This window comes from Desulfitobacterium sp., from assembly GCF_982384815.1.
The window spans coordinates 13,928-31,370 of the sequence record NZ_CEVWNY010000008.1; the positions used below are offsets into that span (position 1 = coordinate 13,928).

A 17,443-nucleotide genomic window follows, 5' to 3' on the forward strand; every position below is an offset into this window, starting at 1 on the left:
AGCGAAGTTTGCTCATATTTCGGCTTATAGCGAAATACTCAAGCTATTTCACAAAACCATATATTCCCTACTATTGCCAGGTTGGTTACTCCTTATTCTTCCAGTTGCAATAAGACAAGTGCTTTATGCCAATAAAAAAGCAAGGGATTCTTCCCTTGCCTTTCCCTCATAGAGGACAAGCTACCTTGTGATTTGAATAAAACTCTTGATGCCGAAATCGCTTTTAAGAATATGGTCGAGTACCCAACCAAAAATGAATTCCAAAAGCTTGCGCGTATGTCCGTCTTGATCCTCGTCGATAGCATCTAAATTGATGGACTCAATTTCTTTGATAAAATCGTCATGAGCTACTTTTTGCTTGAAGTAACCAGGATATTTAATTTTAAGCATGATATTTTCTTCCGATTGGAAGTGGTAGATGGTATACTCCTTAAGCTCCGAAATAATGCCCACAATTTTGTCGTACTTATCCGGAAAAAGATAGTTCTCTAATAAGTCATAAATTTCATTGCCAATTTCAAATAAGCGCTTATGTTGCTCATCGATCTCCGCTACCCCGATTGCATATTCCTCTTTCCAAACTAACATACAATCACCTCAACAAAATTTTTTCCTATATAATTCTAAACCCTTATGTATCCCTAAGAAGTTGTCTCTATTATTGTACCTTAACAAATATGTTTAGCCAAGCCTTTGTCCGATACCCCCAACACTAAAAAACTAGCGAGACAAAGGATTACTCCCTTATCTCGCTTTTCAGTAATTATCATGTTGATCTTGACTATTAATCTATAGCATTAGCCAATAGTTCCTTGACATAACTAGGCAATGCGAAGCAACCTCTATGGATATCCGTATTATAATATTTAGTCTTAATGCCAAGGCTGTTCCAAGTCTCTTCATCCAGATCCTTCAGAGGATCATACTTCTTCGAAGCAAACCCAAATAGCCAATGCCCCGATGGATAAGTAGGAATATGAGCTTGATAAACCCGACAGATAGGAAACAACTCCTTGATCCGCTTATGGGCCCGATTCATGGCCTTGGCGTAGCTTTCATAATAAGGACTCTCATGCTGGTTAACCAGTATCCCATCTTCTTTAAGTGCCTTGTAACAGTTACCATAGAATTCTTTGGTAAAAAGACCTTCTCCCGGCCCAAAGGGATCGGTGGAATCCACAATAATCAGATCATAGGCATTTTCTTTAGTCCGTACATACCTTAAGCCATCTTCAAAATGCAGATGAACTCTAGGATCATCCAACTTGCAGGCCGTCTGAGGTAAATACTTTTTGCATACTTCTACCACCATTTCATCGATTTCCACCATGTCAATGTTTTCAATGAAATCATAGCGGGTCAGCTCACGAACGGTCCCCCCATCACCGGCCCCAATCACCAAGACATTCTTAATCTTGGGGTTAGTAGCCATGGCTACATGGACGATCATATCATGATAGATAAATTCGTCCTTCTCAGTAACCATCATCAATCCATCTAGGGTAAAAAAGGTCCCGAACTCTTTGGATTCAAAGACATCAATCCGTTGAAATTCGCTTTGTCCGGAATAAAGCTGTTTGTCTACCTTAATTGAAAAGCGAACATTTTCCGTATGCTCTTCAGTGTACCATAGTTCCATAGCTATTCCTCCACGACTTTAATATTTTCAATGTCCATATCCTCTGTCCCAGTAAGAAAACATCCTTTGACCTTAGCATAGTCAATGTAGTCAATAATATCGCTAGTTATTCGTTCCCCAGGAGCCAGAATCGGGATACCCGGTGGATAGGCCATGACAAACTCCCCGCTGATATAGCCCTTACTTTCCTTGATGGATACCGAATGCTGATGAGCATAAAAAGCTTTCTGAGGTCCCATAGCTACCAAGGGATTAATATATTCATGATCAAACATCCCCGTTTTATCCCGCTGGTAGATCCGCTTAATCTCGGATAAGGCAGATACCAATCGTTCCAAGGCCAAAGCACGATCCCCCACGGAAATGATGGCTAAAATATTACCAATATCCCCAAATTCGATCTGAATTCCATAATCATCCCGGAGGATATCATAGACTTCGATTCCCGCCAACCCAATTTCTCGAGTATGGATGGATAATTTTGTACTGTCAAAATCAAAAACGGAGTCGCCATTTATTAATTCCTGACCGAAAGCATAATAGCCCCCGATCTTATTTACTTCTGCACGCCCGTAATTAGCTAGATATAGGGCCTTATCAAAAATGCGTTTGCCATCCATTGCTAAATTACGCCGAGAAATATCCAAAGAAGATAACAGCAAATATGAGGCACTTGTGGTTTGGGTCAGGTTAATCATCTGCCGCACTCGACCAACATTTAACTTTTTGTTAGTTAACAAAAAAGAGCTCTGAGTCAGACTACCACCAGTTTTATGCATACTGACCGCTGCCATATCTGCTCCCGCCGCCATCGCACTAAGGGGCATATTCTCCCCAAAGTAAAAATGGGTACCATGGGCCTCATCGACCAGTACCAACATATTATGCTCATGGGCAAGATCAGTTATAGCCTGGAGATCGGAACAGATGCCATAATAAGTTGGGTTATTGACCAAGATGGCCTTGGCATCAGGGTTTGCCAGGATGGCCTTTTCAACTTCGGCCACTGACATTCCCAAAGGTATACCTAGATCTTTATTCACCCCAGGATTCACATAGACCGGTATCGCCCCGCTAATAATCAAAGCATTTATAGCACTGCGATGAACATTGCGCGGCATAATGATTTTCTCACCCTGCTGACAAGCACTCATAACCATAGCTTGTACCGCTGAGGTAGTCCCATTAACCATGAAAAAGGCATGATGAGCCCCAAAGGCATCAGCCGCTAACTCCTCAGCCTCTTTGATCACGGAGACAGGGTGGCCAAGATTATCCAAGGGCTTCATGGAGTTTACATCCACAGAAAGGCACTTCTCGCCCAGAAAATCCGTCAACTCCGGGTTTCCCTTGCCTTGTTTATGACCGGGAACATCAAAGGGTACCACACGCATCGATTTATACCTAAGCAACGCCTCATAAATAGGTGCCTTACTTTGCCGTTGTAAATCCATGGGACCACCACCTTAAAATAATGTACAAGATATAATGATACAAAATCTTACGAAAAAAGTCGATAAGTAAAGATCCTTTGATACAACATTTTTAAGAAAAATATTTTTTAGTTCCTCAACGGTGTCCTTCCCATAGACCTAATTAACCAGGATAAATAAGGCTACAATCATATAATGTGCAAGTTTCCCAATTGACATTCCGGATAAAAATTCAACCGGATGAGCCCCCGCTCAGGGTGCCCTCCGGTCTGAGTTTTAGCCCAAAATAACCAAGTGTTTTTGAAAGACAATCCTAAAAGTCTTTAGCCACTGAATGCCCCATGCGAGGATCTCATCCTTGTTTGTAAAGTCCGTATATATCGCAATTCTACAACCTCTACGCTCATCAAGACGCTCCCAAGATATCTCGCCAAGACCTCTCTCGATTTCTTCCTTTTTCTCGTAAAGCAGGTCAAATATCTGTTTATTTTTATCTTTTTCACCAGAGTCAATATATAACTCGATGGAAAATCTATTATTGCTTCTGAATGTTGCTGTATAGGCATAACCAGAAACCCCTGCAGAAAAGGTTTTCCATTGATCATGATTTACTTTTTTGGAATTAGTAAAGCCCGGTAACTCTTTATGTACTAAGGCAAGAAAGTCAGTAAAAAAGTCTTTATAAAACTCTTGTCTCTCGGATACCCCTGCTGGAGTTGTTACCTTCTTTTTATACTCTTTTGACCAATCATTAGGAGAAGCCTTTACATTAAAGAAAGGTGCAGGATCGGATTTATCAATCCGAATAAGCTGAATTTCTATGGCAAAAAACTGCATATCCTCATTAGTTACTTGATTCAACCAGTCAATAGCCTTACGGTGCTCATCCCGTACTTCTTTAGATACCCAAATCAATGTCCTTGCATCTACTCCTGAAGCATAGGTTAATATTTGTCCAAGATGACTATGGTCAGTTATTTCAAGTTGATTCTCAATAGCAATAAGATTCCCATCTGCGTCCTTTGCAAGAAGGTCTAACGAAAAATCCCCTACGCCATGCTCCACTGAAATTACTTCCAAATCTAAACCCAAGGATTCACCTAAAAGAGCTATATTCTCCGCAAGCCAAGGCGTAAACTCATGCTCCTCATGTTTCCATACAGTACGCAGATCCTCAACATAAGACAGTTTTCCTAGGTTCATTTTTTCAAACCCTCCATCTCTAACTCCCAATCCCCACTAAACAAAATCTACAAAGTATTACTTCTGCCTTTGATGTTTGAAAATCGATTCTAAAGAGGGTAATGGGATTTTAAAAAGCCCTAAACACCTTTAATAAAACCATGTACATCTGCCAATGTTCTCTCGGCATCTTGTTTACTAGCGAGATAAAAATCATCATAATCGCTAGCTAGCCTTAAATCTTGGGCACTAGCTATAATTTTACGATACTCCTTTGGAAAAATCTCTGTCTTTACAAAATTTAGATTGAACATACTGATAACCCCTGAGTACTTACGCGAATCAAGTCCTAGTGTAGCTAAAGCAGCTCTTGCAACTTGGAAAAGAGCGTAATATGACTTAGACAAACAATCTTGATAATAGCCTAACTTTAATAATTCTTCTGCCACCATAAGCCGTTCCTTGGCAGATTATAATCGATAAAAGCCAGATCCCTAGTGCTTACATCGTCCATAACGTTTCACCTTCCCGTAATAAGTTTCGACGAATGGGGCATGCATGGTTGCAAGTCGATCAAAATCGTCCGCCTCATACACATTCAGAGAAAATTTATGCTCATATCCTACTTCATCTAGCAAAAGGAAGTCATACAACCGATCTCTGTTAACTTTATTCCGATCGCGAACAAGAATTAATATATCAATATCTGACTCCGGGGAAAAATCACCACGACTTCCCCGACTTAGTAATTACTTAAATTGTATCACTAAGTATTAACTAACTTCAACTCCCGTTTCCTAAATTAGCCATACCGTTTCGACCGCCTTACCCGGTAGAACCTAAACCCTTTGACCATTGCTGCTTACAGTTATTAAATCTCAACGGTTCGAGAGGACTCGAACCTCCGGTCCCTGCAAAGTTATCTTATTACACTGACATTAAAACAATACGCTCCATTAGCAGTCTAGATCACTGAAACAAATTTTAAACAAATAACCGGATGAGCTCCCGTTCAGTGTGCCATCCGGTTATTTCTTAATCTTTTTTTCTAGAATCGGGAACTATGTAACATTAAGCGAACTTTTACCCTCCGTACGATACTAAGTGGTGATATACTATTCAAACCGCTCTTTCGTTCGCAAATGGATTCCTTATACAACTTTATTATACTCTTCTATTGTTGAGATTATTATCCCTTAATTTAGAGGATACTTCAAGAAGTTTCTTTTTATATTCAGGTAATTCAATCTCAATATCAGACTGGTCATTAATATTCATTGTTAATTCCCATATATGCCCCCTTCCTTCAACGAATTTACTTTTCAAGATCATCAGTTCCATTAATGTACCTTTTAAGGGCCTATGCTCATTGCTAAATTGTCCTGATAACTCGCTTATATGAATACTTCCTTGGCATTCATAGCCGACTATACGAACATTAATATAATGTTCTAGTCTGTTGTCCATCACCTCACACATTACGATGTCACCGTATTCTAAGGGCTTTAACTCATCTACAGCTTCACTTGAGGTTACTTTTAGATCAACAGAAGCATTAAATGCTCTTGGGCCATCAAAACTAAAACCAACACAAAATTCGACTCTACTCTTAATTAAATCTCTGTTAATATTTCGTGTAGATGACGGGTTAAAAAATACGTCAGTTTGATATGCGGTAATATATGCATGATTTTCATTTACATACTTTTCATTTATTCTTCCACTAAGTTTAGCTAATTTGGCTATTGCCTCATTTTCATTAGATAATGATAAATTTTTATATGGTATGAGTCTCTTAATCCCAGTGTCTTCCTTTCCCAACCAATCTTGAATTCTTGTTCTATTTGGTAAGTTTGTTGCCCTGGATTTTAAGTCGGCTAAGAGCCTTGGCAATCTACTTTCAGCATCAATACTACCCTCAACAGCTTTTATATATGTAAGTACAAAACGATAATAATGTGCATCAACAGAATCAGATAAAGCTACCCACTGGTTTAACTTTATTAAAGCATCATCAAGTATTGATCTTGGATTATGCGTACTTAATCTCCTTACTGCATTAAACCATATGCGGATATTAATACTTTTTTGAGGTTCCTCAAGGATGTTTTGCCTCATTAGGTCCACAACTCGTTGTAAATTATTTTGATTATTCACTATGTTATTTTCTTCATATGATCTTGCTAACATACGTCTAATTCTTGGTTTATCGATTTCCGGAACTGAACTAAGATAGGATTCCCAAAGATCTATAGTTTTGGCAAGATTGCCCTTTAAGATTTGTATCTGTGGTTCAATCTCCAATATCGCTTTACTCTCAAAATCTTTTAAATTATCATATTGGCTACATTCATCAAAAAGATTACAGGCTAAATCGACAAACTGCATATACCATGAATCACTATTCTCTCTTATGAATTTTGCGGTGTCACTGTTTCCAGACATATATTTACCAAGTTCAATAATTGATAAACAAAGATTAATATCCGATATATGCCCAGCGACCCTTTTGCCTATTTTTCGAACATCCTCAAATAGCTCTTGTGCTTTTAGCACATTTGTTAATAGTTCACTGTACCTTTCTTTTAATTCGGCATCTCCTTGATTATTTTTGAACTTTCTAATCTCTGGTATCAATTTATTAGTTATTTCTGCAGTGTAACCCATTGCCTTCATATGATATAAAAGCGGATCTTTTTTTCTAACCTGTTCCTCATTAAAGCCTTCGTTTAATTCGATTGCCTTATTAATATTTTTAAATCCGTTTTTATAATCCTTTTCTATATAATAATTAAACCTCGCTAGATGTGCTAAGAAATGAGGTTCTTCCGGGTAAACTTCTACAAGTTTACTAAAAATGCTTCCAATTGCAATCAGTCCTGCTTGACTTAGCTCACCAAAAACATCTCTTTCTTCATTGTAAATATTTTGAACAATTGTAGCAAATGAAGGCCTAGCTTCGGCATCTTCAATTCTAGTTATGAATAACGTTCTCAATAATGTTACAGTGTCTTGATTAATTGCAAATTGACTTGGACGCGAATCTTCAATGAATCTTAAAATATAATCCAGTAATCCCATATACCGAATTCTTAATCCATCTGGACCTGTTGATACTTGAATTAATAATTCTTCCGCAAAACGATGATATTTCATTTTGCAATACTGTTTCTTAGGCCCGCGTTTTATTATAGTAACTAACATTCGAAATGCGCCAATTTCTGATAAGAACTCATCATTAACATTTGGGTTTTGAAATAACTCTTCAAAAAAATTAAAATCAAGGTACTCATTAGCAAAATCCGCTAAAGCCACATAGACTAAAAGTCTTTTAGTATCTTCGTTTAAAGGATTCAAATAATTTTTTATATAAGGTTTTACTCCCTTAAAGTTTTGGTCCATTGCCATTAATGCCATTATAAACGGAGATCTACTTTCGCTATCTTCTGTTTCATTACAAATTGCTAAAAGATTTTCTTTACATATTTCGTTACATACATAGGGTATAAGTTTATTACACATCTCACCGGTTTCTTGAGGAGATAAATTGCCTAAAACAAAGTCCGGATTCTTCAAATTGGTTATTCTAGTTTGTTCATTACGATTAAAATAACATAGTACATGACTAAAATTCTCAGCCTGTAAGTCATCTCTTAAGTCAGCAACCTCTATCTTTGACATATCATTACTATCAACTAAAATAAGTAAAGGTAGTTTACAGATATTAAAGAGACTTGAAAATTTAGATTTTTGTTCCGAATTATAGTTTCTAACAATAATAACTGGATATTCGAAGTGAAAATCCCAAGCGATTCTGCGAAGTTGAGTTGTTCCCCCATGACCAGGTAAATAATCAAAAGTGAAAAACGTCCTAGGTTTTTCCTTTAAAACTCTTCTTAACTTTATTGTATATGAGGTTTCGTAAACAGTACGTACTATATCATCACGCCTTATTAGCCCTTGCCAGCTAATAGGATACGAACCGTCATAAAACCTACTAGGGTCACTGTATTCATCATACTTATCGTCGGAATACTCTATACCCCGATATACAACTTCAGCGAAGTCAGAAAACTTTGCAAGAAAGTCTGGTTCTAACTCCTTACCACCATCAAATGAGGGTATAAATCTTTTTGTAGAGGCTTTATGGATAGGTACGTTTCGTTTTCCAAGCCGAGAAACAAATTCATTATATGATAATGCTGTCCGTTTAAAATTATCATACTCTATATCCAGATACTCATTCGCACCCGATAAAAGATAAAAGTCGACATTTGACGTCTCTTCATCACTATTCAAATAGGCACTATTAAACTCGCCTACAATATAATCTAGTATTTTTTCATCAATGCCCTGCAAAATCATCACTTTTGCAGGTTTGGTATATGCTGAATATATTTTTCCTAAAAAACCAAAAAGGTTTTGGCCGTACTTACTTTTCCAGGAATTAAATTTTTTCATAATCGAAGTCGGATTATCAATATATCCATTAGCCATCACCCAATACGGAGTCGCAGACACTCTTATTGGGCGTCTAGAATCACCTAGGCTTAAATCTCTTATTAACCCTCTTCTTTTGGTTATCGATTCATAACAACTTTCTAGACCAGTTGTATCTGAGCTGGGATTAAAATCAATTATTAAATCCCAATTAAATTGAAAAAGGCTAGAAATAGCTTCTTCATTAACATCTACTTGTTCAGGAGTAATTAGAATATAACAATTATTTTCATCAAAATTATCACAGTCGTTTTTCATTTCAAGCCACGCATTTTCGTCGCCTAATACTGAGTCTGTAATAATTGGATAATCGATTTTAGGATCGATATACGTTTTAAAGAATTTACTTATTTCAAATAGGTTTTTTCGTAATCTTGAAGGATCAGGAATTTCCCCCGTATGTTTTGGATTATTGTTATTATTTTTAGTTCCTAAACAAATCATTTCAACATCTATACTAGTATTTACTACAAGTCGAAGAAACTCTTCCTTCAAATCATAATGGGTTGTATTTTTATTTGTTAACCATGAAACTCGAGAATCACAATATGATTGTGTTATTTCCCCATTATTAAGTTGTGCCTTGTATTTTTTATGTAAGAAGTTTTTATAAGCTAATTCCATAGATCTATAAGATTTTGTTCCGGAATCTTTTAACTTTCTACTTGAATTTTCAAAATCCCCTCCGTTTTTTAATAACATAAAAGTTTTGTAGTCTTCAAGACTATCTATAAAGTCTGCAACTATGCTATTTGTATTTGTATAATTAGTATTTCTGATTTTCTCTCTGAAGCCCTTAAGTCTTTTCCGATTGTTATGCCTCAAAAACACCATCTCCTTAATTATTATATTACATAATTATAAATAAGCTATTTTAATCTACTAAGGCATTCAACAAATTTCCCATATTTTCCTTCTTCGTATTTAAATCTTCCGCTAATTTAAAAGACCAGACAATATCCTCAAAAGACATTTATCCGGTCTAAAAAAATTTATTTCATTACTTATTAAATTCAATATCTTCCCCTAAGCATTATTCCCCTGTTCATAGGGCTTAATAAGACCATAAAGAGTCTCGATGGTTGGAACCTGAAGATTATGTCTAGCTGCAAGGCGGATCGCATAGCCTTGGAGGTTTTCTACCTCCAAAGGCAAGCCTTTGCGCTTATCTTGGTGCATAGAAGAAGTGGACCCTTTTTGATATTTCCCGAGACCAACCATATTTTGCTCTACAAAATCTTCGGCTAAAGTAGCTCCGGAAGCTGTCGCTAAGCTTTTCATTTCTTCCAGTGCATGGCGATAAACATTTTTTGATCCCTCGTGGGAATCGATAAGATCCGTGGTGAGGTCACCGGCAGTGGTAACGCCGGAAAATACGCTAATAAAAGCATATTTAGCCCAAGCCTCATCCCAAGCTGTTTTGCTGTAGACTGATTTGAAATTCGCCTTAGCCAGGACTTGCGCCAGTTGTTGACAAAAGGCTTCACTAGAAGGTTCTAATTCCCCAAAGATGATCTGAGCGAGTTTACCGGTTTGAATAATGTTTCCTTCTGAATCTAAGGTAGCGATAATTTTGCAAACCCCACCCAAGACGTTTTCCTTGCCAAATTCCTTCTGGAGGATTTCAAAGTGTTCTACCCCATTCAAGAAGGGCAATATTTTAGCACCCTTATCCACTAAAACCTTCAGTTGGGGAAGGCTTGCAGCCAAGTGGTAGTTCTTTAAGCCAAGGATCACCAGATCACAGGCGGGTATATCTTCACTTTTGGTAGCGATCTGAGGCTCTTGAAGATGTACATCCCCTACTACGCTCTTAATCACTAACCCGTTAGCTTTCAATTGGGCCGCTCTTTTTTCCCGGACTAAGAAGGTTACATTCACCCCAGCCTCTGCCAATCTCCCTCCAAAATATCCTCCGGTAGCCCCTGCTCCAAGTACAGTTATGTTCATTACTATCTGTCCTTTCCCTATTGTACTTAATCTATCCCCTATTTTACCGCAAATTTGCCCAAAGTAACACCGTAATACTGAGACCGATTTTTATTTCCGCTAAGAAACTTTCTTAATAGCAGCATGTTCCTTGATAATTTGGTCAAGCTCATCTTCACTCAGGTTTTCTTTTTCAATTAAGGCATTAGCAATCTGCTCCAAAGTTCCCCTTTCTGCAGCTAGAAGAGCCCGTGTCTCTTCATACAATTGAAGAGCTAATTTTGAGGCTTCCTCAAGAATGACTAAGTCCGCATTCACCTGCAGCTCCTTTAGGGAAAGCAAGCCAAAGCGAGAATGCATGCCATAAGTAACGATAATTTCTCGGATATGGGCAGTTGCTTGCTCGATATCGTTAGCGGCTCCTGTCGTGACGGAATCTTCCTTACCAAGCAGGAGATATTCAGCAACTCGGCCCGCATAACGGATTTTAACGTTGTTAAGCAATTCTAGTTTGCTGTATAGTCCCATTTTCTTAGGCGTTATAAAAGTAACCCCTTCGGCCCCAGAGGTGGAGGGGACAATAGAAACTTTGGGGATCTCCATGTCCGTCAAAAGTTTGGCGCATAAAGCATGCCCGCTTTCGTGCCACGCTACAATTTGCTTGTGCAGGAGATCCTCATTCTTAAATTTCTTTTTACTACCTTTCATCACTGTTTTAAAGTATGCCTCATCAATATCTTCTAAAGTAATGATGGATTGATGCTTATTAGCGGCCATAATTGCTGCTTCATTGAGCAGAGATTCTAACCCCGCCCCCGAAAAGCCAATGGTTTGCTTGGCCAGATGCTCAAGGTCAATATCTTCAGCCAGCTTTTTATTCTGTGCGTATACTTTTAGGATTTGTAAGCGCGCCCTTTGATCGGGTAGGTTGACCATAAGGTGCTTGTCAAAACGTCCCGGACGAATCAAGGCAGCATCTAAATCCTCTAAGCGGTTGGTTGCGGCAATTACCACAATTCCTTCTGAACCGTCGAAGCCGTCCAATTCATTCAAGAGGGCGTTAACGGTTTGGTTATGCTCACTATTATTAAAGGCGGAGCGCTTCGCCCCAACCGCATCAATTTCATCGATAAATACGATACAAGGAGATTTTTCCCGAGCTTTTTTAAATAGATCACGAACCTTGCGTGAACCCATCCCCACATAAACCTCAACAAAATCAGAACCACTCATCGAAAAGAAGGGCACACCCGCTTCTCCGGCAATGGCTTTGGCGGTAAGGGTCTTTCCTGTCCCCGGCGGGCCGTAGAGGATAATTCCCTTCGGCAATTTAGCCCCCATGGATTTATAGTGCTGAGGACTTTTTAAAAACTCAACCAAGGTTTGAATCTCATCAAGAATTTCCTCGTTTCCAGCTATGTTGACAATTCTGGTATTGGGAACGTTTGAAGTTTCTTCTATAGCTTTGTTACTTAAGGAGTTAAAAGAGAAACCACCCTGACTTTTTTTCAATAGTACCCCAATCAAAATAACTTGAAGACCCAAGGCAAGGATAATCGCCGGGGAAAATCCCCATTTCTTCGTCTCTTCTACTACTATTTCATTATCTAGAAGGTAGCGTTTAAAATTCTCTTCCTTAGGGTTGTCTGTAATGTAAGCTGTATCTTGTTTATCGTAAAAATGAAACTTCCCCGACTCTAAATTAATGACTACACTGGCTACCTTTTGATCTTCAACCATTTGCGAAAATTCATTAAAACTAACCCTATCCGTACTTGATTCTGACGTAAGCACAAATATAACCGGCAATACTACTATTAGCCCAACAATTAGGACTATGTATTCCCAATTTTTCTTTAAGAACTCCTTCACCTAATTACCCCACTCTTTCGAAAATTTTGTAACATTATATAACAACTTAGAGTAATTATCAATTGGTTTACAAAATAAAAAAGCTATTTCTTTTAAAACCATTTCTTTTAAAAGAATATAGCCGAAACAACTTAATTACCTACAGAAGCAGCTTAACCTACGTAAAATACTTAATAACTGCTTTTGGAAACCTCTTGTTTATTAATGAGGTAAAAAACTTTTTAATATCTTCGGCTTGCTCCTTCGGATATACATATTTAAATCTCCCGAATCTACCCCATTTTAAAGACCTATTCTCCTCGTTCATATCCAACTTCGTCCTTGGAAATCTTTCAACGATTAATTCTTTAGCAACCTCTGTAAATCTATGCTGAATCAATTCAAAAGTTAACTCTTGCTGACAGAGCCCAGGCCCTAAATGCTCTTCAAGTTTCCCAAAAAGGGAGATATATTCTTCCTTCCAATTTTCATAAATCATTATCGGGGCTACTAAAAATCCAATCGGATAACCCGAATTTGCTAGTTTAGTAATGGCCTCTATTCTCTCCTCTAAACTTGCAGTATTATGTTCAAAATTACCCAGAACATAACTAGAATTTATGCTTATTCTAAAATCAGTATTTTTATTGTGCTGGAGATTTAAAAGAGAATCGACATTACTAAATTTCGTGACCACCCTTAATCTAGCATTTTCTTGAGTTGAAAAAAATTCTATCGTCTTGGCAAGGGTTCCGGTGATATGCTCCAAAGCTAGAGGGTCCCCCAAGCTCGCCGCTTCAAAGGTGGTTATTTTAGCTTCATCTTCTTTAATATGCTCTTTGATTAAATCAAAAACATCTTCAAGATTTACAAAAACCCTTATATAAGGATATGTCCCCTGCGTAGTCTGAAGATAGCAATATTCACAATTACCAGGGCAATTGCTCACTAAGGAAAACTGATAGTCAGCCGATGGCCTGCAGACATCAAGTTTCTTTATCTTGTTTACCGTAAACAAAATAGTTCTCTTTGAGTTTGCATACTTTTCAGCAGATGTTTTACCTGGAATATATCGCGCTGCACTTCTAGCGGAAGCCTTAATGATTTCCACAGGTTTATCCTGGAAAAAACTATATATTTCCTTACCTAGAGGGTATTCAAGACTGGAAGGATCAAAAATGACACGTTTAGGCATGAATAATTTCATTATACACCTCTCCACTTTAGTAACAGATTATTAGTCTCGATCCTTCAGTTATTATTATGATTTTATATAGTTGATATCCAAAAACTTAAAGACAAAAGTAAAGAGCATTTTTTCTCCAAGGGAAAAATCATTTTTTGTCGAATAGTAGCATTAGTATTAGTTTTCCCGCTTCCACGCACGTTAGCCACCTTCTCTCAGCCCTTGTGATCACTTGCGTTTTTTGAGCTGAGAATATAATACCTTTTTAGTTGGCAAAAATATAATTCCCTTTGCACTAGGATTTTCAACAGGGAGGATGTTATATGATTACAATACAAGATGTCCTAAGAGCTGACGTTTTTCAAAACTATAAAATTTTGGCTGGCGAAAACGGTCTGTCGCGGGAGGTCACAACAATAACCATCGCCGAAGTTCCGGATGCCGCCAAATGGTTAAGGGGAGGCGAACTTGTTTGTTCGACAGCGTTTTTTATTAGTAACACAGGTTTAGAACAAAGCGAATGGGTTGAAAGTCTGATAGTGAACGGAGCATCTGCTTTAGCAATTAAGACCAGTCGCTTCCTTGGGGTATTGCCTAATAGCATAATCGAATGTGCCAATAAGCATAACTTTCCTATCATCGAACTGGATCATGAGGTTACATGGCCGATAATCATTGAATCCTTTATGGATTATTTAACGAATCAACGGATAAAAATAATGCAGCATATTGAGGATGTTCAAAGGAATTTAATCGACCTCGTTTTAGAAAACAACACCATCCAGACCATTGTCAATAAAATCTCCGAATTAGTGGGAAATACTATCATCATAGAGGATGCAAAACTTAACGTGATTGCGGTAAGTAATTTAGAAGGAGATGGCCAATCCAACCTCGATTCTCCAATTTTAAAGGAAAGAATCAACGAAGATTTCAGGCAAAATATTATTAGGTCCAACTTTTATAAAGCAGTAAAAAGCGGTGAAAAAAACAAACATCTAGAAAATAATATTAAAATGCCGAATTTAGAAAAGAAGAGGAATTATATGATCCCTATCTTTTCAAACAAAACAATCTACGGTTTTATTTCCTTGTTAGAAAGCCATCAAACTTACTCATCCACAGATCTTATGTTATTAAGAAATTCTTCCACTTCCATCGCCCTTCAATTGATGAAACAATACTTGAACCAGCAAACGTACAGAAAAAAGAACTTGGCCCTTATTGAGGACATTATTCATGGGCGGATTCATACGCAAATTGTCTTTGAATATGATTTTCTTAATATAAATTTAGCTAACCCTATGGTTGCCGTTCTTATCGACTATGCCGAACCCAATCTTGAAAACAATTATTTTTGGGAACGCTCTGAAGATCTCATAACTATGACTATCAACAAACACCTATACAAATACTTCAATCAAGTGATTATTGGTAATAATGGATCAGTATTTACTTTATTGGTGTCCTTTCAGCCTAATCAGGTGGAGAAAGTAAATTCGCTAGTTAAAGAAGCTATGGTAAATGCCTTGGAAGAATTATCGAAGCAATTTGGCGAAGATAAATTTAGTATAGGGATTGGCGGAGCCTATCCTCAACCAGAACTAGTAGGAAAAAGCTTTAAAGAGGCGAAAACGGCTTTATCTGTAGCAAAAAAATGTAAGAGCAGGAGAGGTAACGTGCTTCTTTTCGAAGAAATTGGTATTCATCGCATTATTTCTATGATTCAGGATACCGCCAAAATAAGAGACTTTTGTGACGACCTCCTCCTTGAACTAAAAAAATACGATGCAAAAAATGGCGATGTGCTATTAGAAACCCTTCACGAATTCCTCTTATGTGATTGTATAGTAAAAGAGACAGCCAAGAAAATGTTTGTCCATCCAAATACTGTAACCTATCGGATTAAGAAAATAAAACAACTTATTAAACACGACTTAGATCTCCCAGAATTCAAGATGGCATATCTATTCGCTTTAGAAGCCAATGATTTCCTCAAGGAATTATTTTGTTACGAGGGTCAAACCTTAGACAATGACAAAAAGCTTCCTTCATTGCCTGAAGTATAATGACAGGGTCGGATGCTACCCATAAATAATGGGAGCATCCGAACCTGTCTCATAATCACTTTTGAACTAACTTTTCGTAGTGACTTGGTTCCCGATCAAGAACGAGGTGAGTACCAGGAACCACTGCTTTTAAGCGTGCGTTGCACAAATTGCAGTAAGTCCCTGTCGCATGAAGCGACTTGTTAAGCAATGTCGAGGCGATAATACTTCCTGACGGATCGACAATAAAGCTAGCCGCATCAGCGGAATCACCGAGAACGCCAGAATAAACGGCAACAATAAAAATTCGATTCTCCGCAGCCCTAGTTCGGGCTAAAGGAGCTGCCTTTGCAAAGGACATTCCATGTTGCCAAATGACTACATCGGCCCCTTTAAGCATTAAGCAGCGGGCAGCTTCAGGTAACAACATCTCTTTTTCGTGAAGGAAACCGATTCTTCCAATTGGTAGATCTTCAACCACAGGAAATTCATTTTCCGGGTTAGTAGAATCATTTTGAGGAACAGAATCCTTTGTAAGATAGCTGGCTAAGACTTCCTTGTTACTGATTAAACGGGTTCTTGTTTGGCCATCAGTAAAATCAGTTACCGCCATGAATTGATCCGCTTCTAATAAGCCTTGATATGGTGTAACTTCTTCTTCACCAGTTACTGTCGGTAAGACAATGAGCTTTGGCCCTAACTCCAAAAGGCGTTTAACATGGGTAATTCTTGTATCCATAGAGCCACCGTCAGTGACTGAACTGCTTACCGTGACGAATGGGGTTAAAAGCTCAGGGACAACAGGTTCGGTCAAGTAACGATAAATAGGTAGCCCTGTTGTTTCAGTGGTTAAAATCCCATACAAGTCCGGACGCCTAACGGGTAGCTCCTCATCAGCAACACATTGAATCTCGCCTTTCGCATCTGTAGGAATTTCTACCGATACGATCATATTCTTATCCGAGGGAGCTTGGGCAACACAGGTTCCATCCGGGCTATAAACAGCGGAGCGGCCTGCATAGGTAACTGAGTCTGCCTCCACACCCCATTTATCGGAAACCGCTAACCAGACTTTATTTTCCCGGGCTCTGGTAGCCAGCATATAGTCAACTTGGGCATTACTCAGTTTTTCAATTTCTGGTCCCGTTGCCGTGAGGTTGGCCAAGTCTATAATCAGCTTGACATTTTCCAGGGCTACGCTGCGAACCAATTCTGGTAAGCGTGCATCTGCACAGATAATAAGACCAACCTTGCCGAATTCCGTATCTGCCGTAACGACTTCCGGTCCCGGTGTGAACCATCTTCTGTCAAAATGCCAGAGATTGCTTTTCGATTTTCTCGCGATCTCCTTCCCATCAGGATTGAAAAGACTGGCTAGATTTTTATTCTTGTAAGCATAACCAAAGGCAATATAGGTATTGGTTGTCTTACTGATTTCGCTTATCTCGTCCAATATCTTTTCCATTGATTCTTCATACTCCGGCTTGTCAAAGGGAGCTAAAAAGTAGGCCGGATATACGCTCTCCGGAACTATAAGCAAGTCATGGTTTTGAGCTGCTTCAAGAATTAACTTTTTTATTTCAGCCCAGGCCTTATCGGAGTCTTGCCAAGCTTGAGCCTCAACTTGTAAACATGCTAATCTCATATATAATCACCCTTTACTTAGAAACATCCT

Annotated in this window: 11 protein-coding genes and 1 pseudogene; 1 reads left to right on the forward strand and 11 read right to left on the reverse strand. The window is 38.3% G+C overall.

Annotated features, from left to right (window positions below; genetic code table 11):
- Positions 1-180: 180 nt before the first annotated feature.
- The 10 genes and pseudogenes from AC1U9U_RS02675 to splB all read right to left on the reverse strand — a co-directional run bounded on the left by AC1U9U_RS02675 (position 181) and on the right by splB (position 13,741).
- Entirely contained in the window at positions 181-588 is a 408-nt protein-coding gene (locus AC1U9U_RS02675; RefSeq protein ID WP_479959009.1) for a bacteriohemerythrin, read from the reverse strand.
- A 196-nt stretch (positions 589-784) separates the two neighbouring features.
- On the reverse strand, positions 785-1,639 hold the full coding sequence (gene speE / locus AC1U9U_RS02680; protein ID WP_479959010.1) for a polyamine aminopropyltransferase: 855 nt from the start codon (positions 1,637-1,639) through the stop codon (positions 785-787).
- A 2-nt stretch (positions 1,640-1,641) separates the two neighbouring features.
- Complete coding sequence (locus AC1U9U_RS02685) at positions 1,642-3,093, reverse strand: aminotransferase class I/II-fold pyridoxal phosphate-dependent enzyme (RefSeq protein WP_479959011.1); 1,452 nt, start codon at positions 3,091-3,093, stop codon at positions 1,642-1,644.
- A 255-nt stretch (positions 3,094-3,348) separates the two neighbouring features.
- On the reverse strand, positions 3,349-4,305 hold the full coding sequence (locus AC1U9U_RS02690) for a DUF4268 domain-containing protein (protein ID WP_479959012.1): 957 nt from the start codon (positions 4,303-4,305) through the stop codon (positions 3,349-3,351).
- Positions 4,306-4,394: 89 nt separating this feature from the next.
- Positions 4,395-4,709: pseudogene (locus AC1U9U_RS02695) on the reverse strand (HEPN domain-containing protein); the annotation flags it as partial.
- Between the two features lie 39 nt (positions 4,710-4,748).
- Complete coding sequence (locus tag AC1U9U_RS02700) at positions 4,749-4,958, reverse strand: hypothetical protein (protein WP_479959041.1); 210 nt, start codon at positions 4,956-4,958, stop codon at positions 4,749-4,751.
- 460 nt (positions 4,959-5,418) lie between these two features.
- A complete protein-coding gene (locus AC1U9U_RS02705) occupies positions 5,419-9,579 on the reverse strand; it encodes a hypothetical protein (RefSeq protein ID WP_479959013.1) in 4,161 nt (1,386 codons plus the stop codon).
- A gap of 201 nt (positions 9,580-9,780) precedes the next feature.
- Positions 9,781-10,704: a ketopantoate reductase family protein gene (locus tag AC1U9U_RS02710; protein WP_479959014.1), complete on the reverse strand. Its 924-nt coding sequence runs from the start codon at positions 10,702-10,704 to the stop codon at positions 9,781-9,783.
- 99 nt (positions 10,705-10,803) lie between these two features.
- Entirely contained in the window at positions 10,804-12,555 is a 1,752-nt protein-coding gene (locus AC1U9U_RS02715) for an ATP-dependent metallopeptidase FtsH/Yme1/Tma family protein (protein WP_479959015.1), read from the reverse strand.
- Between the two features lie 157 nt (positions 12,556-12,712).
- Positions 12,713-13,741, reverse strand: a complete 1,029-nt coding sequence (splB, locus tag AC1U9U_RS02720; protein WP_479959016.1) for a spore photoproduct lyase — start codon at positions 13,739-13,741, stop codon at positions 12,713-12,715.
- Positions 13,742-14,043: 302 nt separating this feature from the next.
- Between splB and AC1U9U_RS02725 the strand changes: the two genes are divergently transcribed.
- Positions 14,044-15,789 carry a PucR family transcriptional regulator gene (locus tag AC1U9U_RS02725; protein WP_479959017.1) on the forward strand — a complete coding sequence of 582 codons (1,746 nt, stop codon included), beginning with the start codon at positions 14,044-14,046 and terminating at the stop codon, positions 15,787-15,789.
- 55 nt (positions 15,790-15,844) lie between these two features.
- On the opposite strand, the gene AC1U9U_RS02730 is transcribed toward AC1U9U_RS02725, so the two are convergent.
- Positions 15,845-17,413 (reverse strand): nitrilase-related carbon-nitrogen hydrolase, encoded by a 1,569-nt coding sequence (locus tag AC1U9U_RS02730; RefSeq protein WP_479959018.1) that lies wholly within the window; start codon positions 17,411-17,413, stop codon positions 15,845-15,847.
- Positions 17,414-17,443: the final 30 nt, after the last annotated feature.